Origin of the sequence: Xanthomonas sp. CFBP 8151 (assembly GCF_011761885.1) — a bacterium.
GTDB lineage: Bacteria > Pseudomonadota > Gammaproteobacteria > Xanthomonadales > Xanthomonadaceae > Xanthomonas > Xanthomonas arboricola_B.
On sequence record NZ_JAASQZ010000001.1, the window covers coordinates 465,085 to 490,511 of the forward strand.

The following is a 25,427-nucleotide window of genomic DNA, read 5'->3' on the forward strand; positions in this document are numbered from 1 at the left end:
ATTCCCGGCATCCCGATGACCCCTTTCACCCAACACACCGGACTGGTGGCGCCGCTGGATCGCGCCAATGTCGATACCGACCAGATCATTCCCAAGCAATTCCTCAAGTCGATCAAGCGCACCGGTTTCGGGCCGAACCTGTTCGACGAATGGCGGTATCTGGATATCGGCGAGCCCGGCCGCGACAATAGCCAGCGCCCGCTCAATCCGGAGTTCGTGCTCAATTTCCCGCGCTATCAGGGCGCCAGCGTGTTGTTGGCACGCGAGAACTTCGGCTGCGGCTCCTCGCGCGAGCACGCGCCGTGGGCGCTGGACGAATACGGCTTCCGCACGGTAATCGCGCCCAGTTTCGCCGACATCTTCTTCAACAACAGTTTCAAGAACGGCCTGCTACCGATCGTGCTGGCCGAAGCAGAAGTCGATGCCTTGTTCGAGCAGTGCATTGCCACCGAAGGCTACCAACTCACCGTGGATCTGGCCGAGCAGCGCGTGCGCCGCCCCGATGGCGTGGAATACGGCTTCGACGTCGACGCATTCCGCAAGCACTGCCTGCTCAATGGCCTGGACGACATCGGCCTGACCCTGCAGGACGCCGATGCGATCGGTCGCTTCGAGCAAGGCCATCGCGCGCGTCAACCGTGGCTGTTCGGCGCGCTGCAGTGAGTGCGGTTGCCACCGCCACCGCCGATGCGGGTGCGTTGAGCGAGCATGTCGCTGCGCAGTTCGGGCCGCAGGCGCAGGCTTATCTGCATAGCGACGTGCATGCGCAAGGCGCCGAGTTCGCCGAGCTCCGCGCTGGTCTGCAGGATCGTCGCAACGGGCGACTGCTCGACCTGGGCTGCGGTGCCGGGCATGTGAGTTTCCAGCTGGCGCCGCTGATGGCCGAGGTGGTGGCCTACGATCTGTCTGCCGACATGCTCGAGGTCGTGGCGGCCACCGCCGCAGACCGCGGGCTGACCCAAGTGTGCACGGTGCAAGGTGCCGCCGAACGCTTGCCGTTCGAGACCGGCAGCATGGATGCAGTGGTCAGCCGCTACTCGGCGCACCATTGGAGCGACTTGGGGCAGGCACTGCGCGAAGTGCGGCGCGTGCTGCGTCCGGGCGGGATTGCGGCCTTCATCGACGTAGTGGCGCCTGGCCTGCCGCTGCTGGATACGCACCTGCAGGCGATCGAGTTGCTGCGCGATACCAGCCATGTGCGTGACTACAGTGTTGCGCAGTGGTTGCAGACGCTCGGTGATGCCGGCTTGCAGGTGCAGCGGCATCATTGCCAACGGCTGCAGCTGGACTATCTGAGCTGGGTAGATCGCATGCGCACGCCGGAGGTGTTGCGCGCGGCCATTCGCGCATTGCAGGGCGCAGCGGTAGACGAGGTGCGCGACTACTTTCAGATTGCGGCCGATGGCTCCTTCAGCACAGATGTGCTGGTGGTATGGGCAGCACGTTGATTTTTTGGGCGCTACGGCGCCAACTCACGAGGATTGCATGAGCAAGCAGATTCTGATTCTTCCTGGCGACGGCATTGGCCCGGAGATCATGGCCGAAGCGGTCAAGGTGCTGATGCGCATTGATGCGCAGCACGGATTGGGCTTCAGCCTGGTGTACGACGAACTGGGCGGCGCGGCCTATGACAAGTACGGCTGCCCGCTGGCCGACGAAACGCTGGAGCGGGCACGCGCTGCCGACGCGGTGCTGCTGGGCGCGGTCGGTGGACCGCAATGGGACACCATCGACCCATCGTTGCGCCCGGAGCGTGGCCTGCTCAAGATCCGCTCGCAGCTTGGGTTGTTCGCCAACCTGCGTCCGGCACTGCTGTATCCGCAGTTGGCCGACGCCTCCACGCTCAAGCCGGAGGTGGTGTCCGGGTTGGATCTGTTGATCCTGCGCGAGCTCACCGGCGGCATTTACTTCGGTCAGCCGCGTGGCACGCGCACGCTGGAAAATGGCGAGCGTCAGGCCTACGACACGCTGCCATACAGTGAGGGCGAGATCCGCCGCATCGCCAAGGCCGGCTTCGAGATGGCACGTTTGCGCGGCAAAAAGCTGTGCTCGGTGGACAAGGCCAATGTGTTGGCGTCGAGCCAGTTGTGGCGTGCCGTCGTCGAAGAAGTGGCCAAGGATTATCCGGACATCGCGCTGTCGCACATGTACGTGGACAACGCGGCGATGCAGCTGGTGCGCGCGCCCAAGCAGTTCGACGTGATCGTGACCGACAACATGTTCGGCGATATCCTGTCCGACCAGGCGTCGATGCTCACCGGTTCGATCGGCATGCTGCCTTCGGCCTCGCTGGATGCCAATAGCAAGGGCATGTACGAGCCATGTCATGGCTCGGCGCCGGACATCGCAGGCAAGGGCATCGCCAATCCATTGGCCACCATCCTGTCGGTGGCAATGATGTTGCGCTATACGTTTGCGCAATCTGCTGCAGCTGATGCGATCGAACAAGCGGTCGGCAAGGTACTCGACCAAGGCCTGCGCACCGCCGACATCTGGTCGGAAGGCACCACCAAAGTTGGCACCATGGCAATGGGTGATGCAGTGGTGGCCGCACTGTAACAGCGCTCGCTTCTCCTCTGCTGTCATGTCACCAGCGACGGTGACACTCCGAAAGACCTGCAGACCAGCAGGTCCCCTGCATTTCTTTCCGCAACCGACAACAACCGGTGGTGCTTGCGCGGGTGCCGGTGTGGGACCTTGAGCGGCATGGATGCCGCGCCAGAGCCTACACGGACGTACTTGCGGCGTGTCCCACGCCGGCGCGCGTGCAAGCGCCCGCAGCAGACCGGAGCATTCGCATGAAAACGCCAGATGTCGTGCGCAAGATCGATCGGTGTGCGGAGTTGGTCGGCAGCGCGGCGCCGCATCCGGTGTCGGGACACGCCGTGAATCCATCCATGGAGGCTCGGTGGCGGCATCCATGCCGCCACACGGTCCCGCCCCCGGACGCGACACCACGCTCCCAACATTGCCACCGTTGATCGGCAAGCAATGCTTTCAAGCAAGCGTTTGTGCCTGCGGATTTCTTGGTCGACGTGATCGGTACGCCATCCATCTGCTGTCATGTCACCAGCGACGGTGACACTCCGAAAGACCTGCTGACCACCAGGCCCTCTGCATTTCTTTCAGCCACCGACAGCAACTGATGGTGCTTGCGCGGGTGCCGGCGTGGGACCTTGAGCGGCATGGATGCCGCGCCAGAGCCTACACGGACGTACTTGCGGCGTGTCCCACGCCGGCACGCGTGCAAGCGCCCGCAGCAGACCGGAGCATTCGCATGAAAACGCCAGATGTCGTGCGCAAGATCGATCGGTGTGCGGAGTCGGTCGGCGGCGCGGCGCCGCATCCGGTGTCGGGACACGCCGTGAATCCGTCCGTGGAGGCTCGGTGGCGGCATCCATGCCGCCACACGGTCCCGCCCCCGGACGCGGCACCACGCTCCCAAGATTGCTACCGCTGATCGGCAAGCAATGCTTCCAAGCACGTGTGGATGCCTGCGGATGCCATGGCTAACGTAATCGGTAAGCCATCTATCTGCTCTCACGGCGCCAGGATGGACGCTACGAAGGACCTACAGGTCCGCAAACCCTCGGCATTTCCGCAACCGACAACAACCGGTGGTGCTTGCGCGGGTGCCGGCGTTGGACCTTGAGCGGCATGGATGCCGCGCCAGAGCCTACATGGACGTACTTGCGGCGTGTCCCACGCCTGCACGCGTGCAAGCGCCCGCAGCAGACCGGAGCATTCGCACAAAGCCGGCAGACCTCGTGTGCGAGATTGTTCCGTGTTCTGTTTCCGGTGTCGGTACGCGTGCAATCGCCCGCAGCAAACCGACGCATTCGTACACAACCCGGAGACGTCGCGCGCAAGGTCGGTCACCGGCGCAGCACCGTTTTCAGTGCCGGTATCCCACAGGCGCGGGGAGCAAACCGACGCACTTGCAAAGAAGTTGAAACACCAAGCACCAAAACGGCCGGCAGATCACTCTGCCGGCCGTCTGGTTTGCATCGTCCAGTGAATGACCGGCGTTACGCCACCGCAGCAGTCTTGCTGGCGACCACGCCGCGCTCGCGCTGACGCAGCAGGCGGTTGGCTACATCCAGCCATGCCAGGGCGCTGGCTTCGATGATGTCCTTGCTGGTGCCGGTGCCTTCGTATTCCACGCCATCGTGGCGCACGCTCAGGCTGGCTTCGCCGCGCGCGTCCGCGCCGATGCCCACGCTGTGCACCTGGTAGCTGTCCAGTTCCAGCTTCACGCCGGTGGCCGAGGCCAGCGCGCCAAAGAGCGCATCTACCGGGCCATTGCCCTGCGCGGTTTCGGCCACGCGATTGCCTTCCGGATCGGACAATTCCACCAGCGCATTGGCACGGCTGCCGACATCGCTGATGGTCATCGACGCCAGGCGATAGCCTTCCTGCACGGTGGCGTCCTGCATCAAGGCCTGCAGGTCCGCGTCGGTGACCACGCGCTGTTTTTCGCACAATGCCTTGAACTGCTCGAAGACCAATTTGACCTCTTCCTCCTCCAGCAGGTACCCCAAGGCGCGCAGGCGCTGTTCCACTGCCGCACGGCCGCTGTGGCGGCCCAGCACCATCTGCGAGGACTCCCAGCCCACGTCTTCCGGGCGCATGATTTCGTAGGTGCCGCGATGGCGCAGCATGCCGTGCTGGTGGATGCCCGACTCGTGCGCGAACGCGTTGCCGCCGACCACCGCCTTGTTGCGCTGCACCGGCATGCCGACCAGGCGCTGCAGCAACTGCGAGGTGGAGACGATGCGTGGGGTGTTGATGTCGGTATCGATGCTGTAGAACGCACCGCGCACCTTCAGTGCCATGGTGATTTCTTCCAGTGCGCAGTTGCCGGCGCGCTCACCGATGCCGTTGATGGTGCATTCGACCTGCCGTGCGCCGCCTTCGATCGCCGCCAGCGAATTGGCCACCGCCAGGCCCAGATCGTTGTGGCAGTGCGCACTGAAGATCACGGTGTCGGCACCTTCCACGCTGGCGATCAGGCGCGAGAACATGCCGCGGATTTCTTCCGGCGTGGTGAAGCCCACCGTGTCCGGCAGATTGATCGTGGTGGCACCGGCGGCGATCGCCACGCGCGCCACCTCGGCCAGGAAATCCTCTTCGGTGCGGGTGGCGTCCTCTGCGGAGAACTCGACATCGTCGATATAGCCGCGCGCCAGCGTCACATGCTTGTGCACCGACTCCAGCACCTGCTCGCGGCTCATGCGCAGCTTGTGCTCGCGGTGCAGCGGGCTGGTGGACAGGAAGACATGCAGGCGCGGATTGGCGGCCGCCTCCAGTGCACGCGCGGAGGTCTCGATGTCGGCCTGCAGGCAGCGCGACAGCACCGCCAGCGTGGGGCGGCGCAGCTCGCGGCCGATCATCGCGACGGCCTCGCGGTCCGAATGCGAACTGGCCGGGAAACCGGTTTCGATGATGTCCACGCCGAGTTCGTCCAGCGCGCGCGCCATCACCAGCTTCTGCTGGGGCGTCATGCTGCAGCCGGGGGATTGCTCGCCGTCGCGCAGGGTGGTGTCGAAAATTCGGATACGCGGGGTCTGGTTGGATACGGTCGTGTTCACCAGGAAGACTCCTCTACGGCGATGGCGGTGACAGGCGTTGGAGCGACTGCGGATGGGCGGGAAAGAACGGGTGTTTCGGGAAGTGACTTGGCGCTGCGTTCGTTGCGAAGTCGCTCGGTATTGCGACGACGCGGCTTGCGTGGCGGCCGCGGCCGTACCTCGGACAAGAGTGTGGCCAGAACAGTTGCGTCGATATTACCGCCAGAGACCACCGCGCACTTGCGTTTCCCTGCAACGCGGCGACCGGCGGCCAGTGCCAGCGCGCCAGCGCCCTCGGCGATGACGTGTTCTTCCAGTGCCAGGCGCACCAGCGTTTCGCGTAATTCGGCCTCGCGCACGATCACCACATCGTCGAGCAGGCTCGAGCACAGGCGGCGGGTCAGAAAGCCGGGAATCTTGACCTTCACGCCGTCGGCCAACGTGGGGACGGGAGTGATTTCGCGCAGATCGCCACGTACGGCGCGCGCCATCGAATCCACCCCTTCCACCTGCGCGCCGACGATGCGCACGCCTTGCGATTTCAGCGCCAGCGCCACCCCGGAGGCCAGCCCGCCGCCGCCGATCGGCACGATCACCACGTCCGGCGCATGCGCGGCCAGTTCGATGCCGACCGTGCCTTGCCCGGCGATTACATCCGGGTCGTCGAAGGCAGACAGAAAACGGTAGCCATTCTGGTCGGCCAGCTCGCGCGCGAACGCAAACGCCTCGTCGTAGCTGTTGCCGTGCTGGCGTACGGTGGCGCCCCAGTGTGCGACGCCGGCAATCTTGGTCTGCGGCGCGCCGTAGGGCATCACCGTGATGGCCTGCACGCCCAGCCGGTATGCCGACCACGCCACACCTTGCGCATGGTTGCCGGCCGAGGCGCAGATCACCGGGCGCTCGTCGCCGCGTTCCAGCCCCGCCAGCAAGGCGTTCAATGCACCGCGCACCTTGTAGGAACCGGTGCGCTGCAGATTTTCCAGCTTCAACCACACACCGAAGCGTTCGGCGTAATGCAGTGGCGTGGGCGACAGGTACTTGCGCAAGCGTGCCTGCGCAGCCAGCACGTCGGCCACGCTGACCGCCACGTCGCCTACGTCTGGCTCCTGCGGGGAGGGGCGGCCGGAATCAGGCATTGCGGCACGCGCACGGCCGATCCGGGAGAAGACACCTCCGGACAGCGGTTTCATGGTCGCGTGAGGTCTGGGCGTTCATGCCGCGACCTCGACCGAGTCCAGCGCGGTGATCACCACCGACTCGCAGTCGTACACCTTCTCCAACTGCAGGCGCAGCGTTTCCGGCGGGCGGGCGCTGTCCACCTCCAGTTGCATATGCCAGCGGCCGGCATCGTCCGGGGCGCTGGCGCCCTGGATGGCGCAGGGGCGGAAGCCGCGTCGCTCGGTCATGCCGAGCACGCGCACCAATGCGCCTTCGGCCGGCTTCAGCACCAGATCAAGCCGGTAACGCATGCGATGTCTCCTTGGCCGCATGTGCGGGATTGCTGTCCAGCATGGTGCTGTTGGCGTTGTTGGGCGGCACCAGCGGCCACACGTTGGCACGCGCGTCGATGGCCACATGCAGCAGGCCGGGGCCGGGCTGTGCCAGCAGTTCGGCCAGCGCGGCATCGACATCGCCGCGCGCGATGATGCGCTTGGCCGGGATGCCGAAGACCCGCGCCAGGGCCGCAAAATCCGGGTTGTCGGACAGATCGATTTCGCTGTAACGCTCGGCGAAGAACAGTTCCTGCCACTGCCGCACCATGCCCAGCGAACTATTGTCCAGCAGCACGATCTTCACCGGCAGCTTGCAGCGCGCGATCGTCACCAGCTCCTGCACGTTCATCATGAAACTGCCGTCGCCGGAAACCAGCACCACGGTGCGGTCGGGACAGGCGAACTGCGCGCCCATCGCCGCCGGCAGGCCGAAGCCCATCGTGCCGAGCGCGCCGCTGGTGAGGTGATTGCGCGGATCGTTGAAGCGGCAATGCTGGGCGACCCACATCTGATGCTGACCCACATCGCAGGCGATGATGGTGTCGGCCGGAGCCACTTCGCTCAGGCGCTTGAGCAGCGCCGGTGCGTAGATATCGGTACCGGGCGCATCGTAACGCGCGCCGAACTTCTCGCGGTTGGCAAAGCAGCGCGTGCGCCATGCCTGGCAATTGCCGCGTGCCGCACTCAATGCCTTCAGACTGACTGCCACATCGCCGGGCACTGCGATGTCGGCCGTGCGCAGCTTGGAGATTTCATACGCATCGGCATCCAGATGGATGACGCGTGCGAAGGGCGCGAATTCGCTCAACTTGCCGGTGGCACGGTCGTCGAAGCGTGCACCGACAACCACCAACAGATCGCATTCCTGGATCGCCATATTGGCCGCACGGGTGCCGTGCATGCCCAGCATGCCCAGATAGTCCGGATGCGCATGCGGCAACGCGCCCAGGCCGCGCAAGGTCAGCGCGGTGGGAATGCCGGTGACTTCGACAAAGTGCCGGAATGCCTCCACCGCCCCGGCCAAGGCGATGCCGCCACCGCCGTACACGACCGGGCGTTCGGCACTGGCGATGGCCGCCAGGGCCTGCGCCAATTTCGCATCGTCCGGGGCCGGAGGCGGCAGCACTACCGCCGGCACATGATCGGGCAGGTGCGAGGCGTCGGCGATCTGCACGTCCTTGGGCAGGTCGATCAACACCGGCCCGGGACGTCCCTCGCGCGCGATGCGGAACGCCTCGCGCACCATCTCCGGAAGCTCCTCCACGCACCGCACCAAAAAGCTGTGCTTGACGATCGGCATGGTCATGCCGAACACGTCCAGTTCCTGGAACGCATCGGTGCCCAGCAGGGGCGTGGCGACCTGGCCGGTCAGGCACACCATCGGCACCGAATCGAGCATCGCATCGGCGATGCCGGTGACCAGATTGGACGCGCCCGGGCCGGAGGTGGCCACGCACACGCCGACCCGGCCGCTGGCACGGGCGTAGCCGTTGGCGGCGAGCGCGGCGCCCTGTTCGTGACGGACCAGGATGTGCTTGAGCCTGGAATCCACCAGGGCGTCGTAGAACGGCATGATGGTGCCGCCCGGATAACCGAACAGCGTTTCCACGCCTTCGGCTTCCAGGGCCTGCGTCAGCCAGCGCGCGCCGTTGCGGGGCGTGCTGTGTGCGGAGGTGTTCATGCGTTGCGGACCTTCGGTGTTAGCGGTGGGGGTGCGGCGGCATTACGCCGCTTGTTGATTCGCAGGTGCGGCGGCGGCTTGCTGCTGACCGTTGAGCCACACCATCTTGGCGCGCAGCTTCTTGCCCACTTCCTCGATCGGGTGCTCCAGATCGGCCTGCTTGAACTTGTTGTAATTCGGCAGGCCGGCTTCGTATTCGGCCACCCAGTTCTTGGTGAAGGTGCCGTTCTGGATATCGGTCAGCACGTCCTTCATGCGCGCCTTGGTGCTGGCGTCGATCACGCGCGGGCCGCTGACATAATCGCCGTACTGCGCGGTTTCGGACACGAATTCCAGCATGCGGGTGATGCCGCCTTCGTAAAACAGGTCCACGATCAACTTCAGTTCGTGCAGCACTTCGTAGTACGCGATTTCCGGCTGATAGCCGGCTTCCACCAGCACTTCGAACCCGGCCTGCACCAGCGACGAGGCGCCGCCGCACAGCACGGCCTGCTCGCCGAACAGATCGGTCTCGGTCTCTTCCTTGAAGGTGGTCTTGATGATGTTGGCGCGCGCGCCGCCCAGACCGCCGGCGTAGGTCAGCGCGAACTGCTCGGCCTTGCCGCTGGTGTCCTGGTGGACCGCATAGATGCACGGCACGCCACGCCCAATCTCGTATTCGCGACGCACCAGCGCGCCCGGACCCTTCGGCGCGACCAGCACCACATCCAGATCGGCACGCGGGGTGATCATGTCGAAATGCACGTTCAGGCCATGCGCGAACAGCAGGCAGGCGCCTTGCTTCATGTTCGGGGCGATGACCTCTTCGTAGAGCTTCTTCTGCACCATGTCCGGGGTCAGGATCGCGACCAGGTCGGCACTCTTGACCGCCTCGGCCGGCGCCACAACGGTGAAGCCGTCGGCCTGGGCCTTGGACTCGGTCGGGCCACCGGCACGCAGGCCGACGGTGACGTCGAAGCCGGAATCGCGCAGGTTCAGCGCATGTGCGCGGCCCTGGCTGCCGTAGCCGATGATCGCGATTTTCGGTTGGGTGTCATTGCTCATGGAGTAGTCCTTGCGGGGTTGGCAGTGGGAAATGAATCAGCAGGCAGCGTCGAAGGCTGGCCGGCCGAGCAAAGCGGGGATGGACGACGGCACCGGCCATGCAGGCATTGCACCAGCGCAGTGGTCGGCGCGGGTGGGATAGATGGTGGCGATGTCGGTGATGTCGTTCATGTCATTCGAAACTTTTGGTGGTCCCTGAAACGCGAAACCCCGCGCCGTTGCCGGTGCGGGGTCTGATCGAAGCCTTGTGTGTCTGTTGCCTACACGAAGTCCCGTCCCGCACCGGTTGGCGAGGTAATAAGTACGAGCACGAGAAGCGACGCTGCCGACGCGCCGAAGGGCGCGGACACTGGGGCGTTCGAGGTGGTGTGGCGGTGCGACATGTGACTGAGATAACCATCGCAGCAGGTGGGGTGTCAACCCTTGCGCCTGAAACGGCCGCATCAATGGGTGTTATGTCGCGCGAAACCGCGTGGCAGCAGCATGGTTGCTGTTGAAACCGGATCGACGCGGGCCAGTGTTGGAGGATATGGGCACCTAAATGCGCGGCATTTGTGCTGACACGCAGTGCTCACCGAGCGACACCGCCCGACCCGCTGGTATGGTTGGCAACTCACATGTGCTGTCCGGGGATCTCCTGTCATGCGTCGCGTACCTGTGTTGTTGGTGTCTGCCTTGGCGCTGCTCGCGCCGCCCCTCAGTGCTGCCGACCGGATCACCGGGCAGCCGTTCGCCACCCGCTCGGAAGTCATCGCCCCGCATGCGATGGCGGCGACCTCGCAGCCGTTGGCCACCCAGATCGCGCTAGATGTCATGAAGGACGGCGGCTCGGCAGTGGATGCGGCGATTGCCGCCAATGCCGCACTGGGCCTGATGGAGCCGACCGGCAATGGCGTCGGCGGGGATCTGTTCGCCATCGTCTGGGACCCCAAGACCAGCAAGCTCTACGGCTACAACGGCTCGGGCCGCTCGCCCAGGTCGCTGACCCTGGCCGAGTTCCAGCGCCGTGGGTTGAAGGACATTCCGCCGACCGGCCCGTTGCCGGTATCGGTGCCGGGCGCGGTGGATGGCTGGTTCGCGCTGCACGGGCGCTTCGGGCGCAAGCCGATGGCGCAGAACCTGGCCCCGGCGATCCGCTACGCCCGCGAAGGCCATCCGGTGGCCGAGACCATCGCCTATTACTGGGACCGCTCGGTGCCGCGCCTGTCGCAGTACCCCGGCTTCAAGGAGCAGTTCACCATCGACGGCCATGCCCCGCGCAAGGGCGAGCTGTGGAAGAACCCGAACCTTGCCAACACCCTGCAGCAGATTGCCGACGGCGGCCGCGATGCGTTCTACAAGGGCGACATCGCCCGCACCATCGGCGCCTATTTCAAGGCCAATGGCGGCTACCTGAGTTACGAGGATCTGGCCAGCCACACCGGCGAATGGGTGGAGCCGGTGTCCACCAACTACCGTGGCTTTGATGTCTGGGAGTTGCCGCCCAACAGTCAGGGCATCGCCGCGCTGCAGATGCTCAATATCCTGGAGGGCTACGATTTCTCCAAGATCCCGTATGGCTCGGCCGAGCACGTGCACCTGTTCACCGAAGCCAAGAAGCTGGCCTTCGCCGACCGCGCGCGCTTCTATGCCGACCCGGCGTTCCAGCCGGCGCCGCTGGCCAGGCTGATTTCCAAGGACTACGCCGCGCAGCGTCGCGCGCTGATCTCCATGGACAAGGCGCTCAAGGAAGTGCAGCCGGGCACGCCAAAGCAGCTGGAAGAAGGCGACACCATCTACATGACCGTCGCCGATGCCGACGGCATGATGGTGTCGTTGATCCAGTCCAATTACCGCGGCATGGGCAGCGGCATGGCCCCGCCGGGGTTGGGCTTCATCCTGCAGGACCGCGGCGAGATGTTCGTGCTGAAAAAGGATCACCCCAACGGCTACGCGCCGGGCAAGCGGCCGTTCCAGACCATCATTCCCGCCTTCGTCACCAAAGACGGCAAGCCGTGGCTGAGCTTCGGGGTGATGGGCGGGGCGATGCAGCCGCAGGGGCACGTGCAGATCCTGATGAACCTGGTGGACTTCCATATGAATCTGCAGGAGGCTGGCGACGCGCCACGCATCCAGCATGAAGGGTCCACCGAACCGACCGGCCAGGCCACCGCGATGAGCGATGGTGGCGAGGTCAACCTGGAAACCGGCTTCTCCTACGACACCATCCGCGCGCTGATGCGCAAAGGCCACCGGGTGATCTTTGCCGATGGCCCCTATGGCGGGTACCAGGCGATCGCGCGCGACCCGGCCAGCGGGGTGTATTACGGCGCTTCGGAAAGCCGCAAGGACGGTCAGGCTGCCGGTTACTGATGACTGAGCAATCGCTTGTGGGTGCGTGGTGCGGCTCAATTGCAGTCGCAGCGCGCCGCTAATGATGGTGATGGATTAGGAATTGCCATGAACTCGATGCAACAGCCCGATCGGCCGTCGCAAACGCATGCGGCGCTGCTCCCCGATGCACCGGTCGCCCTGCTGCGGCTATCAGCCGAGGCCTGCGTGGTGGCCTGCAACCGCGCAGGCCTGGACGTCCTGGGCAAGACCGCCGGCGAGCTGCAAGGCGCGTCGGCGTCGGTGTTGTGGGGATTGAGTGCAGCCGATCTGGTCGGCGAAGATGGCGTATGGGCCGCCGCAGGGGACGACCCGGCCCGGCGCGTGCGTTATGTGCGCGACCGCGAGCACGGTGGCTGGATGCTGTCGCTGCCGCATGTGGAAACCGCGATCCTGCTGCGTGAGGCCACCCGTCTGGCCGAAGACAGCCGGCCGGTGCCGATCTCGCCGCTGCTGCAGCCGCTGGTGGCGCGCCTGCAGGCCGAACACGAGGACCGCACCGTGCTGGAGCGCACTGCCCAGGCGCTGGCCGGTTGCGAGCTGGAACTGTTGCTGCCGCCCGGTCTGGCGGAGACCTGCATGGGGCGCCGGCTGCAGTCGGGCTTCGGCAACCTGGCCGAGGCGATCCGGCAGGCAGTGGCGTTGTCGGTGCAGATCGCCGCCGAAGTACCGCCGCTTGTGGCCGAGAACGACGAGATGGTGCGCCAGTCGCAGGCGCAGACCGACGCGCTGGATGGCGCCCGCACGGCGGTGGAGCGGCTCTCTTCGAGCTTGCAGGACGTCAATGCCGACCTGGCTCAGGTGATTGCGCTGGCCGCCAGTGCCGACGAAAGCGCACGTCAGGGCGTCGCCGCCGCACATGCGCTGGGCCAGGCCATGCACGAAGTGGAGCGCCGCGCCGCGCGCGCCGGCGAGGTCATCGAAGTCATCGACTCGGTGGCGTTCCAGACCAACATCCTGTCGATCAACGCCAGCATCGAAGCTGCGCATGCCGGCGATGCCGGGCGCGGATTTGCGGTCGTCGCCACCGAGATCCGCCGCCTGGCCGAACGGGCGGCCGCGGCAGCGCGCGACGTGCGCACGATCCTGGCCGAAACCAGCGCCGCGGTGGGCGAGGGCGCGGCCTCCGCGCGCGGCACCGAGGTGGTGCTCGATGGCATCACCCGCGTGCTCGGCCAGGCCAGCAGCGCCATGACCACGGTGGCCGGACGTATCCAGGCGCAGGACGGCGAGATTCGCGGCATCGAAAGTGCCGTCGATGGCGTGGTGGCGCTGGGCCGCAGCAACCTGCAGCATGCTGCGCATGTGGCCGAACGTAGCGAAGCGCTGGAGCGCGGCACCGAGACGCTGCGCGATTGCGTGGGCCTGTTCCGTCTGCCGGCCGACCCGCTGAAAGTGCCCAGGCACGCGCGCGTCAAGGAACTCGCCGTGGCGACCGCCGCTCGCATCGGCACTGCCCTGGCGCAGGCCATCGCACGCGGCCAGATCGACGAAGCGGCGCTGTTCGCGCGCAGCTACACGCCGATTGCCGGCGTGGAGCCTGCCAAGTTCAGCACCGACTTCGATGCGCTTTGCGACGAGGTGTTGCCGGCCTTGCAGGAGCCGCTGCTGGATGCGCATCCGTGGATCGTGTTCGCCATCTGCGCCAATCCCGACGGCTATGTGCCCACGCATAACCTGCGTTTCAGCCAGCCGCTGACCGGCGATCCCAAGCGCGATCTGGTCGGCAATCGCACCAAGCGCAAGTTTACCGACCGCGTCGGCCGTAGCGTGGGCGCGCATACCGACCCGTATCGCCTGCAGGTCTACCGCCGCGATACCGGGCAGATCATGTTCGACCTGTCGGCCCCGATCTATGTCGGCGGCAAGCACTGGGGCGGTTTGCGAGTGGGCTATACGCTGGAGTAGCTTGCGTCGTTAATGCGGCGTCGCTGCGGAGACGGCACTGGGCGCCGCCGCCGCAGTGGTGCCCCCCAACTGCTCGGCAAGAAAGCGTTCGAGGGTGCGATAGAACGTCACTTGATTGGCTTCCTTGTAGAAGCCGTGCCCTTCCTTGGGAACGGCCATCCACTGCGGCGCGTTGCCGCTGCGCGTCAATGCCGCACGCAGACTCTTGGCCTGGGCAAACGGGGCTCGTTCGTCCTCTTCGCCGTGCACGAGCAGCACCGGCACCTTGATGCGGTCGGCCAACATCACCGGGGAATGCGCGGCCAGTTCGGCGGTATCGCGGCCGATGGCGCGCTCCAGATAATTCAGGCCGTAGTCGCTGCGATTGATGTCGCCCTTGCTGTACATCATCTGCAGATCGTAGATGCCGGCTACGCCGACCGTGCAGCGGAACAATTCCGGCGCCTTGACCTGCACCATCATGGCGGCATACGCGCCGAAGCTGGCGCCATAGCTGCAGATGCGCGTCTGATCGGCGAGTCCCTGGTCCACCGCCCAGCGAACGCCGTCGATCAGATCCTCCTGGATACGCTCGCCCCACTGGCGATACCCGGCGCGTTCGAACCGGTTGCCACGACCCAGTCCGCCGCGATAGTTGACCTGCAGTACCAGATACCCGCGGCTGGCCAGGAACTGGGCGTCGGTATCGAAGGCCCAGCCATCCCCATCTGCATGCGGGCCGCCGTGCGGCAGCAGAATCATCGGCAACCGCATCCCGTTTGCAGCGGTGCCGGGGACGGTGAGCACACCGTCCAGGATCAACCCGTCGCTGGCCTGAAAGGTCACCATGCGACGCTCGCTCATCTGCGCCGCCTGCAATGCACTGCGTGCCTTGATGACAAGTTTCAGCGTATTGCTCGGCCGGTCGAAGATGTACCAGGCCCCGGCATCGCGGTCGCTGTAGGCCCTGAGCAGCAGGCTGTTGCCGTCCTCGGTGAAATTGATGAAGTCCACGTACTGGCCGGCCAGGGTCTGGCTCAAGCTCCGGTGCAGCTGCGCTTCGGCAGTGTCCTGCTCGACATAGCGCAGTGTCGGCCGCCCCGGTCCAAGTCGCGCAGCAAATGGCGTTTGCTGCGCCGTGCCCCACTGCAGATCGTCCACGCTGTAGAACGGGTCGGACGCGAGCACGCTGCGCTGCTGGCCGTCGGGATCGGTGGCCACCAGGACTGCAGGGCCGCCCGCCTCGCTGTACCAGCCATACAGGCGACCTGGTTGGCGTGCAAATGCGATCGGTCGCCAGCTGGCCTGGACCTGGGTCATCGACGACCAGCCGTTGCCCGATCGGCGGAACAGCAACGGGTTATCGTTGTCGTCGCTGCCGTATGCGTATTGCGCCACGCCATCGTGGTCCAGTACGAACCGCAGATCGGGGACGTCGATGTCGGCCATCAGGCGATGGGTGGTGGTGTTGGCGTCGACGTCGTAGAGCATCGAGTGGCGCGAATCCAGCGACAGACGCCGCATGTAGAAATGGCCGTTGCGGCGACTCGGCAGGCCCTCGATATAGCCGAATCCGCGCTCCAGACCCGCATTGCGGGTGCTTTGCAGGTAGCCATACACATAGCGCTGATTGCTGCCATCCAGGTCGGTGGCGATGATCTCGCCCATCGGCATGGGCTCTTCCAGCGAGCCGAGTTTGCGCCCCTTGCCGATCACCAGCCGGCGGTCGCTGACCCAGGCGATGCGCACCGGCAACTCATAGCGCGGCAAGCGCAGCATCGTGGTGGATTGCATGCCGGCGATGCGGTAAACCACCAGCGCGTAGTTGCCATCGCCCAGATCCGCACTGACCGCCAGATGCTTTCCATCGGGTGACATCGCCGGCGAGGAGATCGGACCGGACTCGACGAAGGCCTCTGCAGGCGGCGTGGAGGCGGCCTGTGCGGTCCCTGAAAACAACCCCATCATCAGCAGCACTGCTGTCCAACCAAACCGGTGCATCCCCTGCATCTGCATCGTCCATCCCCTGTTTCACAGAAAGATAACGAAGTGGCAATGGATGTGGCAAGTGGGTTTACCAAAAAAAAAGCCGCCGAAGATCGGCGGCAGGGAGAGAGAGCAGGTTTCTTGTTGTAGTGACTGCAGGCTAGCGCTGCGATGTGCCGTGGAAATGTCCCCGCATGGCGCCGCTGGCGTGCTGCGTGCCAGCCGACCGGTTGCGTGTCAGCCCTGGCACATGCACAACGACCTCCCGAAGGAGGTCGTTGTGACAACCGGCGTGTCCAGGCAGCGGACCGGCGATTCAGGGGCCGCGATCAGAAGCGCTGGGTGTACTGCAGGTAGCTGTAGCGTCCCGGGATGGCATAGGCCGAATCGAACGAGTTGGCAGAGGCGCTGAGGGCCACCGGCGGGTCGCGGTCGAAGACGTTGTTCAGACCCACGCGCACGGTCGCCTTCCACGGCAGCTGGTAAGACACCTGCATATCGTTGAACGCAGTCGCCGCGACGTGGCGATAGTTGCCGGTGTCGTCCAGCTCCGAGTCGTAGTCCTTCATGCCCGAGTAGTAGCGCACGGCCCAGTTGGCGGCCAGGTTGCCGTAGCTCCAGTCCAGGGTGAACGTGCCGCGCGTGCGCCAGTTCGGGTTATTGGTGTGGTAGATGCCGTTGTAGCTTTCCCACGCCGAATTGTCGTCCTGCTTCTGTTCGTTGACGGCCACGTAGGTCGAATCCAGCGTCAGCATGAACTGGCCGATCGCGGTCTGCGGCAGCTTGTAACGCGCGGTGAAATCGTAGCCCTGCATGCGTTGCTCGCCGACGTTCACTGGCTGGATCACCAGGCCGGTGATGGTGCCGGTGGCATCGCGCGTGACCAGGTCGCAGAACGCCGAGACATTGAACTGGTAACACTGCGACAGGATCTGGTTGGCGCTGAATTCAGTGATCGCGTCGGTGATCTTGATCTTCCACCAGTCCAGCGACACGTCCAGGCCTTGCACCGAGGCGGGGCTATAAACGAAACCGAGCGTGGCGTTCTTGGATTTTTCCGGTTGCAGATTGGCGTTGCTGGTGTAGGTGAACGGATAGATGGTCTGGCCGGAGTTGCCGCTGGCGCTGTTGTACTCGGCCACGTAATTGGCCGGCACGCCGCCGGCTGCGCATGCCGCGGCAATCGCGCTGGTGTAGGAGGTGCTGTTGGTCGAGCAGGGGTCGGAGTAGGTATCGAAGCTGTCCGATGCGCCCAGGTACAGGTCTTCGATCGATGGCGCGCGGAAGCCGGTGGCGTAGTTGCCACGGATCAACAGATCGGCGACCGGCTTCCACTTGAAGCCGAACTTGCTGTTGGTGGTGCTGCCGAAGGTGTTGTAGTCCGAGTAACGCACTGCTGCGCTCAATTCCAGCAACTGCGCACCGGCCACATCCTTCAGCAGCGGAATCGCCACCTCGGTGTAGTAGTCGTTGAGCGTGTACGAGCCGGAGGTCGGGGTGAACGAATTGCCCGAGGTGTAACCGGCCGAAATCAAGGCATCCGGCGAAGAGAAGCCGCTTTCTTCGCGATGTTCGACACCGGCGGCAAAGCTCATCCAGCCGGCGGGAAGCTCGAACAGATCGCCGGTGAGGTTGGCGGTGAAACTGCTGTTCTTGTACTGGTAGGTGTTGTGCGCGGTGAACAGGATGTAGTCCAGCATTTCCTGGGTCACGCCACCGGCCGGCGACAGAGGATTGAACGGCACGCAGCCGGCAATGACGGCGCCGCCGCTGTCCAGGCACGACAGGGTGCCATTGACGATGGCGGATGCACCGAGCGCATTGCCCAGGTTGAGCAAGTTGACATCGCCGTACTGGGTTTCGGTCTGGTCGGTCTGATTGTGCGCAAAGCCCACATCCCAACTGAACTGCCTGTCCGCAAACTGGAAGTCGCCTTCCAGCCCGGTGTACACGTGCGAGGTCTTGACGTCCTGCTGGTAGGTGCGCGCGAATTCGGTCAACCGATGCGACCAACCCACATCGCGCCCGTCGCCGCCGTAGGCGCTGTTGTACGGGTTGTAGTAGCTGTCCCCGCTCATCAGGATGCCGGTGTTGACCGAGGCCAGTGGAAAGCCGGCCAGTTGCTGCGACGATTGGCGGCGGTTGTACAGCCCGTCGAACTTGAAGCGCACGTTGTCGGTGAGTGCGTAGTTGCCTTGCACGTACAAGGCATCGCGCTTTTGCGGCGTGACCAGGTAATTGTCCTTGGCGTAGTTGTAGCCGTATTCGGAGGTATTGAAGGCGGTGTACTGGTCCAGGCCGTAGCGCGGATAATTGCTGTCGCCGCTGGCCGTTGCGCTCCCGGGCAACACGGTCCAGGCACCGCTGTTGCCATTTGCACGCAGACGGCCGCTCGCCGAGTAGCTGCTGTAGGCCGACGACCCTGCGCCATACACCGGCTCGGCCGAGATCTCGCGGTCGCCTGCCATCACCGCATCTTCCTTGACGCTGGACAGCCCGATCACCAGGTTGCCGCGCTCGCTGGTGGCGCCCACGGTGGCATCGAACGAGGTGCGTTGACCGTCGCCTTGGCCGTACTGGCCGACGTAGGCGTTGACCTCGGCACCATCGAAATCGGAACGGGTGATGATGTTGACCACACCGGCAATGGCATCGGAGCCATAGATCGACGAGGCGCCGTCCTTGAGCACTTCCACGCGCTCCACGATGGCCGACGGAATGGTGTTGAGATCCACCGAGCCGGACAGGCCCGACACCCAGCGCCGCCCATTGACCAGCACCAGGGTGCGTGAGGCGCCCAGGTTGCGCAGGCTCACCGTGGCCGAGCCGTCGCCGCCGTTGTTGACGGTGGAGTTCATCGTTGCGCCGTTGGAGGGGATGCGCTTGAGCACATCGGCCACCGAGGTCAGGCCCTGCTTTTCGATGTCCTGGCGCGTGAGCACCAGCACCGGTTGCGAATTTTCCACATCGACCGAGCGGATGCGTGAGCCGGTGACTTCGATCTTGTCCAGATTGGTCGGACTCTTGTCGGTCTGTTCCTGAGCGACAGCACTGGTGGTGATGCACAGGCCGATGGCGATCGCGAGCGAGCCCCGACGCAGGGTCGGGTGGAGCGGGAGCATAGTCATGTGTACGGCGATTCCCGGTAGAGGAGGAGCGACAGCGCGATCCCCGTTGGATGGCACCTGCATGCATGCAATTTCATCGGCACGACACGTAGGCTTAGCGGGAATTTAACGAGCGGATTTCGCCGCCGTTTTTCACCAGACGGCGTCCTGTCGCGGTGTGACGCGCGCAGTGCGTGGACGCGCCATGCAATGCCGGCGCGACGTTGCGCGTGTGCGTTCCTGACCTGCGATGCCATGCACCGACATATGTCGCTGTCGGGCGCCACAACTGCTGTGCTTGCAGCCAGGCAGGCGCGGCGAATGTCCGGCACGGAATGGGCCACTGACGCAGCTCGGCGCCGAGCGCGTTGCCGACGCCCCGCAACATTTTTCAGCCGCGCAAGGGGCGATGTGGTTTAATCGCCGCCGAAGTGGGGGTACCGCAGTGCGCTGCGGTTGAGATAGTCCCTTCGAACCTGATCCGGCTGATACCGGCGTAGGGAAGCTTCGTTAGATGCGATGGTCCGTGCCTGCACGGGCGCATCGCCATTGAGCGCCGCCGCTTCGTCCGCCTGCGAATCCTTCGCAGAGCCAGCGCCGTGGGTGCTGGTCTTCCAGCACACAGGACGAACGCCATGCATGCCGCGCCTACCGTTTTGCAGCAACAAGCCCAGTCGCTGTCCGGGGCTGTGACCCAGCCGATTCCAGGCTCCCGCAAGATTTTCGTGCAGGGCTCGCGCGCCGATCTGCAGGTGCCGATGCGCGAGATCGCATTGACCCGCACACCGACCCTGTTCGGTGGCGAAGACAATGCCCCGCTCAGCGTCTACGACACCTCCGGGCCGTATACAGACCCGCATGCCCAGATCGATCTTGTCGCGGGTCTGGCGCCGCTGCGCGCGCGCTGGATCGACGAGCGTGGCGATACCGTGGCCCTGGAAGGCCTGAGTTCCAGCTTCGGCCGCGGCCGCGAGCGCGATGCGCGCCTGGATGCGGTGCGTTTTCCTGCACGGCGTCTGCCACGCGCGGCGCGCGCCGGCGCCAACGTCACCCAGATGCATTACGCACGGCGCGGCATCATCACTCCGGAAATGGAATTCGTGGCGATTCGCGAAAACCAGCGCCTGGAAGCGGTGACCGATGCGATCCTGCGCAAGCAGCATCCGGGCGAAGCCTTCGGCGCCGCGATCCAGCAACGCATCACGCCGGAATTCGTGCGTGATGAAATCGCACGCGGTCGCGCGATCCTGCCCAACAACATCAATCACCCTGAAGGCGAACCGATGATCATCGGTCGCAATTTCCTGACCAAGATCAATGCCAACATCGGCAACAGCGCCGTGTCGTCCGGTATTGCAGAAGAGGTCGAAAAGCTGGTGTGGGCGATCCGCTGGGGCGGCGACACGGTCATGGACCTGTCCACCGGCAGGCATATCCACGAAACGCGCGAATGGATCATCCGCAATTCGCCGGTGCCGATCGGCACGGTGCCGATCTATCAGGCGCTGGAAAAGGTCGACGGGCGTGCGGAAGAGCTCACCTGGGACATCTTCCGCGATACCTTGATCGAACAGGCAGAGCAGGGCGTGGATTACTTCACCATCCACGCCGGTGTGCTGCTGCGCTACGTGCCGCTCACGGCCAAGCGGGTCACCGGCATCGTCTCGCGCGGCGGCTCGATCCTGGCCAAATGGTGCCTGGCCCATCACAAGGAAAATTTCCTCTACACGCACTTTGAGGATATCTGCGACATCATGAAGGCTTATGACGTCGCGTTTTCGCTGGGAGATGGCTTGCGCCCGGGCTGCATTGCCGATGCCAACGACGCAGCCCAGTTCGGCGAGGTGGAAACGCTGGGCGAATTGACCAGGATCGCCTGGAAGCACGATGTGCAGACCATGATCGAAGGTCCGGGGCACGTGCCGATGCAGCTGATCAAGGAAAACATGGACAAGCAGCTGCGCGAATGCGGCGAGGCGCCGTTCTACACCTTGGGGCCGCTAACCACCGATATTGCGCCCGGTTACGACCACATCACCAGCGCGATCGGTGCGGCCATGATCGGCTGGTTCGGCACCGCGATGCTTTGCTATGTCACGCCCAAGGAACATCTGGGCCTGCCCAACCGGCAGGACGTACGCGACGGCATCATGGCCTACAAGATCGCCGCGCATGCGGCGGACCTGGCCAAGGGGCATCCCGGTGCGCAGGTGCGCGATAACGCCTTGAGCAAGGCGCGCTTCGAATTCCGTTGGGACGACCAGTTCCATCTCGGACTGTATCCGGAAAAGGCCAAGGAGTTCCATGACGAAACCCTGCCAAAGGACGCGCACAAGCTGGCGCACTTCTGCTCGATGTGCGGGCCGCATTTCTGCTCGATGAAGATCACCCAGGACGTGCGCGATTACGCGGCCGAGCACGGCATGGGCGAGGCGCATGCCTTGTCGGCGGGAATGGAAGAAAAATCGGCGCAGTTTCGGGCGCAAGGCGCGCAGGTGTATCGCGCCACCTGACATGCAGCATCGTCGTTGCGTGCAGCAAACCGATTGGTTGCTTAGGAAAAATTCAGCTTCGGCTTAGGCAGATCGCGGCGCGGCACGCAAGTGCCGTGCTGCGACTGCAATGCAAGCGGTTACAGCCCGCAAGCATTTCGCGGCATTTTTATGAATCGCAGATAAAAAAATCGCGCCAGAGGCGCGAAGGGGACATCGTAATTATTTGAATTCGTCGGCGAGAGAGAGAGAGCCTGACGTCGCCACCTGTCGTAGGGAAGCAACGAGGCATAGAGTAAAATTTGCACCAAATGGATGCATGACACAGTTGGTCGTGGTCCTTTGCTGAATTTGGCGTTTCGTGCGAACTGCGTGATGCGTTCTTTGTGGTCCTTGCATGCCGATGCGTGTCTTTGCCGATGAGTGTTCCTCCCGCTAATGCGATGCCATCTGGCCGGTTATGTGTCGGCCAGTGTGTGGTCGACGTCGCCTCACGCGAAGTGCATGCGCCGGGCGCCAGGCGCGCCGCGCGGCTGGCACCGAAATCCCTGGCAGTATTGCTGACGCTGGCGCGGCAGCCGGGCCAGGTGGTGACGCGCGATCAGCTACTGGCCGAGGTCTGGCCCGACACCCTGCCGACCAACGACGTGGTGACCCAGGCGGTCACGCAACTGCGCAAGGCATTGGCCAGCAACGACAGCCAGCGCTTCGCACATATAGAGACCATCGCCAAGACCGGCTATCGTCTGCTGGCCCCGGTTGCGTGGGAACAGCAGGCCGACAGTTCGGCCGATGCTGCCGTGCGTGCAACGGCTGCAACCGCATCGAATAACGTGCCTGGCGAGCGCGATCGCACAGTCGGCGTCACGTCCACTGCCGCATTGGAGCGCAGCCCGGCAACCCCGCAGATTCCACCATCGGTTCGGCCCGCGCCGGCTGCAGTGCAGCAGCGCCGTTGGATGGCCCTGGCGGTGGCCGGCGTGGCCCTGCTGGTGGTGCTGGGGCTGGCGGCGCGGACGCTGTGGATGCGCGCGCCAGCCCGCGACGCGGCGACCTCGGCAGTGCTCGGCAGCCCCAAGCGCCCCTATCAGATCATCACCGCAGGTGGCAGTTTCGACCTTACGCCCAGCCTGTCGCCGGACGGAGCGATGGTGGCGTACGCCTCGCTGACCAGCGATCGTGCGGGCACCTCGATCCTGGTCAAGACCACCAACAACGCCTATCCGCGCGTGCTGGAGACGCCGGCGGCCGGCATTTCCGATCGGCTGCCGGCCTGGTCGCCGGACGGACGCGAGATCGCCTTCTCGCGGCAGGCGCCCGATGGCACCTGCCGCATCATGATTGCCGCCGCCGCCGGCCCGGCGTCCGCACGCGAGGTGGCGCGCTGCGACGGCGCGGACATGCTCAGTTTCAGTTGGTCGCCGAACGGCCGCGGCTTGCTGTTCGGCAGCATGACGGGTGCATACGGGGCGTCGCGCATGCGTCGGCTGGATCTGGAAACCGGCCAGTGGCAGCCGTTGGGCTATAGCGCGCAGCCGACCGACTTCGACTACACGCCGCGCTATTCGCCCGACGGGCGCTGGATCGTGTTCGTGCGCAATCCGCAGCTTGGCGATCTGTGGCGCGTTCCGGCAAGCGGCGGAACCGCCGAACGACTGACCCACGACAACGCCGATATCCGCGGCTGGAGCTGGTTGCCCGACGGCAGCGGCCTGATCTTCGGGCGCCGTGTGGACAGCGAAGCGCGGCTCTACCGGCTCGATCTGGTCGACCGCAGCCTGCATGACCTCGGGGTGGACGATGCGCAGGCACCGGATGTGGCGCACGGGCATCTGGTGTTCGTGCAGCGCAAACCGCAATTCGGCGTGTATCAGGTCCTTCACGACCCCATGAACGGCGGCTACATCCGCCGCCGGCTGTTTCCCTCCAGCGGGCGCGACGACCAACCGATGATCGCGCCGGACGGGCGCCAGCTGATCTTCGCCTCCAACCGCTCCGGTGCGTACGGCCTGTGGTGGGGCGATGTCGGCAAACCCGGCTCGGTGCGCCTGATCGAGGGCGTGCGGCCGGATGCGCGTCAGGCCGCTGACTGGTCGGCCGACTCGCAACGCGTGCTGGTCAGCGGCAGCGACGCGCAGGGGCATGCGGCACTGTTCGAAGTGACCCCGAGCACCGGCAAGGCGCTGCGGCTACCGGTACCGCAGCCGCGACCATTGCAGACGATCCATCTTCCCGATCCCGATCGGTTGTTGGTGCTGGCCGCCGCCGATGACGGGCGTACCTTCGCCACGCTCTACGACAGACGCAGCGCTCCATGGCGCGCGCTGGCGTCGCTGCAGGACGTCTCGCAGCTGCGGCTGGACCGCGTCAGTGGCCAGGTCCTGCTGACGCGCTTGACCGGCGGTGGGGTATGGCAGGTCGCCCCGTCGCTGGCGGCCGACACCTTGCAGCCGGTCGATCCACAGCAGCCATCGCGCTGGCGCTATCGCAGCTGGGCGCCCGGCGCGCGTGGTCAGTTGCATTACCTGGCGTCCACCGACATCTGTGCCACCTATGACAGCGACCTGCGCGGTGGTGACGGGCGATGCCTGGACGTGGCCAAGTACACCACCATCAACGGCTTCAGCGTGGATCAGCGCAGCGGTGCGCTGTATGTGGCACTGGCGGAGGAAGATGGCAGCGCGATCGCCTTCATGCCATTGCCGGAACGCCTGGCAACGCCCCTGGGCGTGATGCCCAACCTGTTGATCTTTCTAAAAAACATCGCCTCGTAAGTTTTTCGGAAAGACTTCGTGGCAATTTCGGCAGACTTTCGTCGGAACTTCCTGACTGACGCCAGATTCGGCAAAACACTACGCCTTCTTTTGTACAGGGGGCTGCCACCATGCAACAGGTCATCACCGCAGATCGCGGGCTCGCACTTTCATTGGACGGTGCCAGCGAGCCGACGTCGACGACCTGTCTGGCGGTCTCGCGCCTGGGCAGCATCCGGACCGCCGCCGCCACCTTTACGCTATGGGTGCAGTTGCGCGGCCGCGCCTGGGTAGAATCCAAAGAAGGGCGCTTCCGTCTGCGCGCCGGCGACTGGATCGCCTTCGACAAGGAATCGCATCCCACCGTGCAGGCCGACCGCAGCGCGCTCTGTGTCGGCGTCAGTCTCGATGGCGACAGCCTGCAATCCCTGGCCGAGTTGACCGACGCCACGCTATATCCGGGACGCAGCCAGCTGTCGCGTGGCGATCTGCGCATTGCACTGCGTTTGTGGCGCAACGCGGCTGCGCAGAGCGGGGGGGCATCGGCACGCCCCCTGCTGTTGCACCTGGCTGCGATGCAACGCGACTTCATCGCGCAGGAGCAGCGCTGCCCGGGTCGTTCGCGCAGCCGTCGCCGTCAGGTCTTCGGCCGCATGCAACGCGCCCGGCTGTATCTGGAAGGCAACAGCGACCGGGTGGTGCGCATCGCCGAACTGGCGCAGCTGACCAACTTCTCCAGCTGGTATGTCTCCAAGACGTTCCAGAGCCTGTACGAAGAAAGCCCGCAGGCCCTGTCGGCACGCCTGCGGCTGGAGCGCGCCTCCGATCTGCTGCGCGACACCTCGATGATGATCGGTGAGGTTGCCGCCGCAAGCGGCTTCGACAATTGCTGCAGCTTTGCGCGTGCGTTTCGTGCGCGCTTCGGTGTCTCCGCGTCGCATTACCGCGACCAAACGACAAATCCGCCAGATTCGGCAAAGCCACGGAACGTGACGCGCAAAGCGACGATGTTCACGCAATCGTAATTTGCACAGGGGCGCTTAA

The 25,427-nt window shown here is 64.8% G+C and carries 16 protein-coding genes and 1 riboswitch; of the genes, 8 read left to right on the forward strand and 8 right to left on the reverse strand.

The annotated features are described in order from the left end of the window. The first annotated feature begins 15 nt into the window (after nt 1–15). From leuD to leuB, 3 genes are read left to right on the forward strand one after another with little or no spacing between them, the layout of a single operon-like run. Nucleotides 16–663, forward strand: coding sequence for a 3-isopropylmalate dehydratase small subunit (gene leuD, locus FHT08_RS02050; RefSeq protein ID WP_166774148.1), 648 nt, complete (start codon nt 16–18; stop codon nt 661–663). Continuing rightward, nucleotides 660–1,448 (forward strand): class I SAM-dependent methyltransferase, encoded by a 789-nt coding sequence (locus tag FHT08_RS02055; RefSeq protein WP_166774149.1) that lies wholly within the window; start codon nt 660–662, stop codon nt 1,446–1,448. The genes leuD and FHT08_RS02055 overlap by 4 nt, the downstream gene beginning before the upstream one ends. A gap of 37 nt (nt 1,449–1,485) precedes the next feature. After that, nucleotides 1,486–2,559, forward strand: a complete 1,074-nt coding sequence (leuB, locus tag FHT08_RS02060; protein WP_104645133.1) for a 3-isopropylmalate dehydrogenase — start codon at nt 1,486–1,488, stop codon at nt 2,557–2,559. A 1,469-nt stretch (nt 2,560–4,028) separates the two neighbouring features. Here the strand turns inward: leuB and FHT08_RS02065 are convergent. The 6 genes from FHT08_RS02065 to FHT08_RS20120 all read right to left on the reverse strand — a co-directional run bounded on the left by FHT08_RS02065 (nt 4,029) and on the right by FHT08_RS20120 (nt 9,959). Then, a complete protein-coding gene (locus FHT08_RS02065; RefSeq protein ID WP_104645132.1) occupies nt 4,029–5,591 on the reverse strand; it encodes a 2-isopropylmalate synthase in 1,563 nt (520 codons plus the stop codon). Then, a complete protein-coding gene (locus FHT08_RS02070) occupies nt 5,588–6,706 on the reverse strand; it encodes a threonine dehydratase (RefSeq protein WP_104645131.1) in 1,119 nt (372 codons plus the stop codon). Before FHT08_RS02070 ends, FHT08_RS02065 begins: the two co-directional genes overlap by 4 nt. Before the next feature lie 75 nt (nt 6,707–6,781). Continuing rightward, nucleotides 6,782–7,039, reverse strand: a complete 258-nt coding sequence (locus tag FHT08_RS02075) for an ACT domain-containing protein (RefSeq protein WP_104605111.1) — start codon at nt 7,037–7,039, stop codon at nt 6,782–6,784. After that, entirely contained in the window at nt 7,023–8,744 is a 1,722-nt protein-coding gene (gene ilvG, locus FHT08_RS02080) for an acetolactate synthase 2 catalytic subunit (RefSeq protein WP_166774150.1), read from the reverse strand. The genes FHT08_RS02075 and ilvG overlap by 17 nt, the downstream gene beginning before the upstream one ends. 42 nt (nt 8,745–8,786) lie before the next feature. Next, on the reverse strand, nt 8,787–9,788 hold the full coding sequence (gene ilvC, locus FHT08_RS02085; RefSeq protein WP_104645129.1) for a ketol-acid reductoisomerase: 1,002 nt from the start codon (nt 9,786–9,788) through the stop codon (nt 8,787–8,789). A gap of 36 nt (nt 9,789–9,824) precedes the next feature. Continuing rightward, a complete protein-coding gene (locus FHT08_RS20120) occupies nt 9,825–9,959 on the reverse strand; it encodes a hypothetical protein (RefSeq protein ID WP_258077176.1) in 135 nt (44 codons plus the stop codon). A 471-nt stretch (nt 9,960–10,430) separates the two neighbouring features. On the opposite strand from FHT08_RS20120, the gene ggt reads away from it, so the two are divergent. Both ggt and FHT08_RS02095 read left to right on the forward strand, forming a co-directional pair. Continuing rightward, the gene (gene ggt, locus FHT08_RS02090) at nt 10,431–12,140 is read left to right on the forward strand and encodes a gamma-glutamyltransferase (RefSeq protein WP_166774151.1); all 1,710 of its coding nucleotides are present in this window, start codon (nt 10,431–10,433) and stop codon (nt 12,138–12,140) included. A gap of 87 nt (nt 12,141–12,227) precedes the next feature. Further along, nucleotides 12,228–14,066, forward strand: a complete 1,839-nt coding sequence (locus tag FHT08_RS02095) for a methyl-accepting chemotaxis protein (protein WP_166774152.1) — start codon at nt 12,228–12,230, stop codon at nt 14,064–14,066. A 9-nt stretch (nt 14,067–14,075) separates the two neighbouring features. Here FHT08_RS02095 and FHT08_RS02100 read toward each other — a convergent pair whose 3' ends face one another. Both FHT08_RS02100 and FHT08_RS02105 read right to left on the reverse strand, forming a co-directional pair. Further along, on the reverse strand, nt 14,076–16,013 hold the full coding sequence (locus FHT08_RS02100; protein WP_243848927.1) for a prolyl oligopeptidase family serine peptidase: 1,938 nt from the start codon (nt 16,011–16,013) through the stop codon (nt 14,076–14,078). Nucleotides 16,014–16,360: 347 nt separating this feature from the next. Then, complete coding sequence (locus tag FHT08_RS02105; RefSeq protein WP_104605201.1) at nt 16,361–19,132, reverse strand: TonB-dependent receptor; 2,772 nt, start codon at nt 19,130–19,132, stop codon at nt 16,361–16,363. A gap of 429 nt (nt 19,133–19,561) precedes the next feature. Then, nucleotides 19,562–19,659, forward strand: a riboswitch (TPP riboswitch). Nucleotides 19,660–19,773: 114 nt separating this feature from the next. Between FHT08_RS02105 and thiC the strand changes: the two genes are divergently transcribed. From thiC to FHT08_RS02120, 3 genes are all read left to right on the forward strand, one after another. After that, on the forward strand, nt 19,774–21,651 hold the full coding sequence (gene thiC, locus FHT08_RS02110; protein ID WP_166774153.1) for a phosphomethylpyrimidine synthase ThiC: 1,878 nt from the start codon (nt 19,774–19,776) through the stop codon (nt 21,649–21,651). Between the two features lie 422 nt (nt 21,652–22,073). Next, a complete protein-coding gene (locus FHT08_RS02115; RefSeq protein WP_166774750.1) occupies nt 22,074–24,404 on the forward strand; it encodes a winged helix-turn-helix domain-containing protein in 2,331 nt (776 codons plus the stop codon). A 110-nt stretch (nt 24,405–24,514) separates the two neighbouring features. Beyond that, on the forward strand, nt 24,515–25,408 hold the full coding sequence (locus FHT08_RS02120) for a helix-turn-helix domain-containing protein (protein WP_024940093.1): 894 nt from the start codon (nt 24,515–24,517) through the stop codon (nt 25,406–25,408). Nucleotides 25,409–25,427 lie beyond the last annotated feature (19 nt).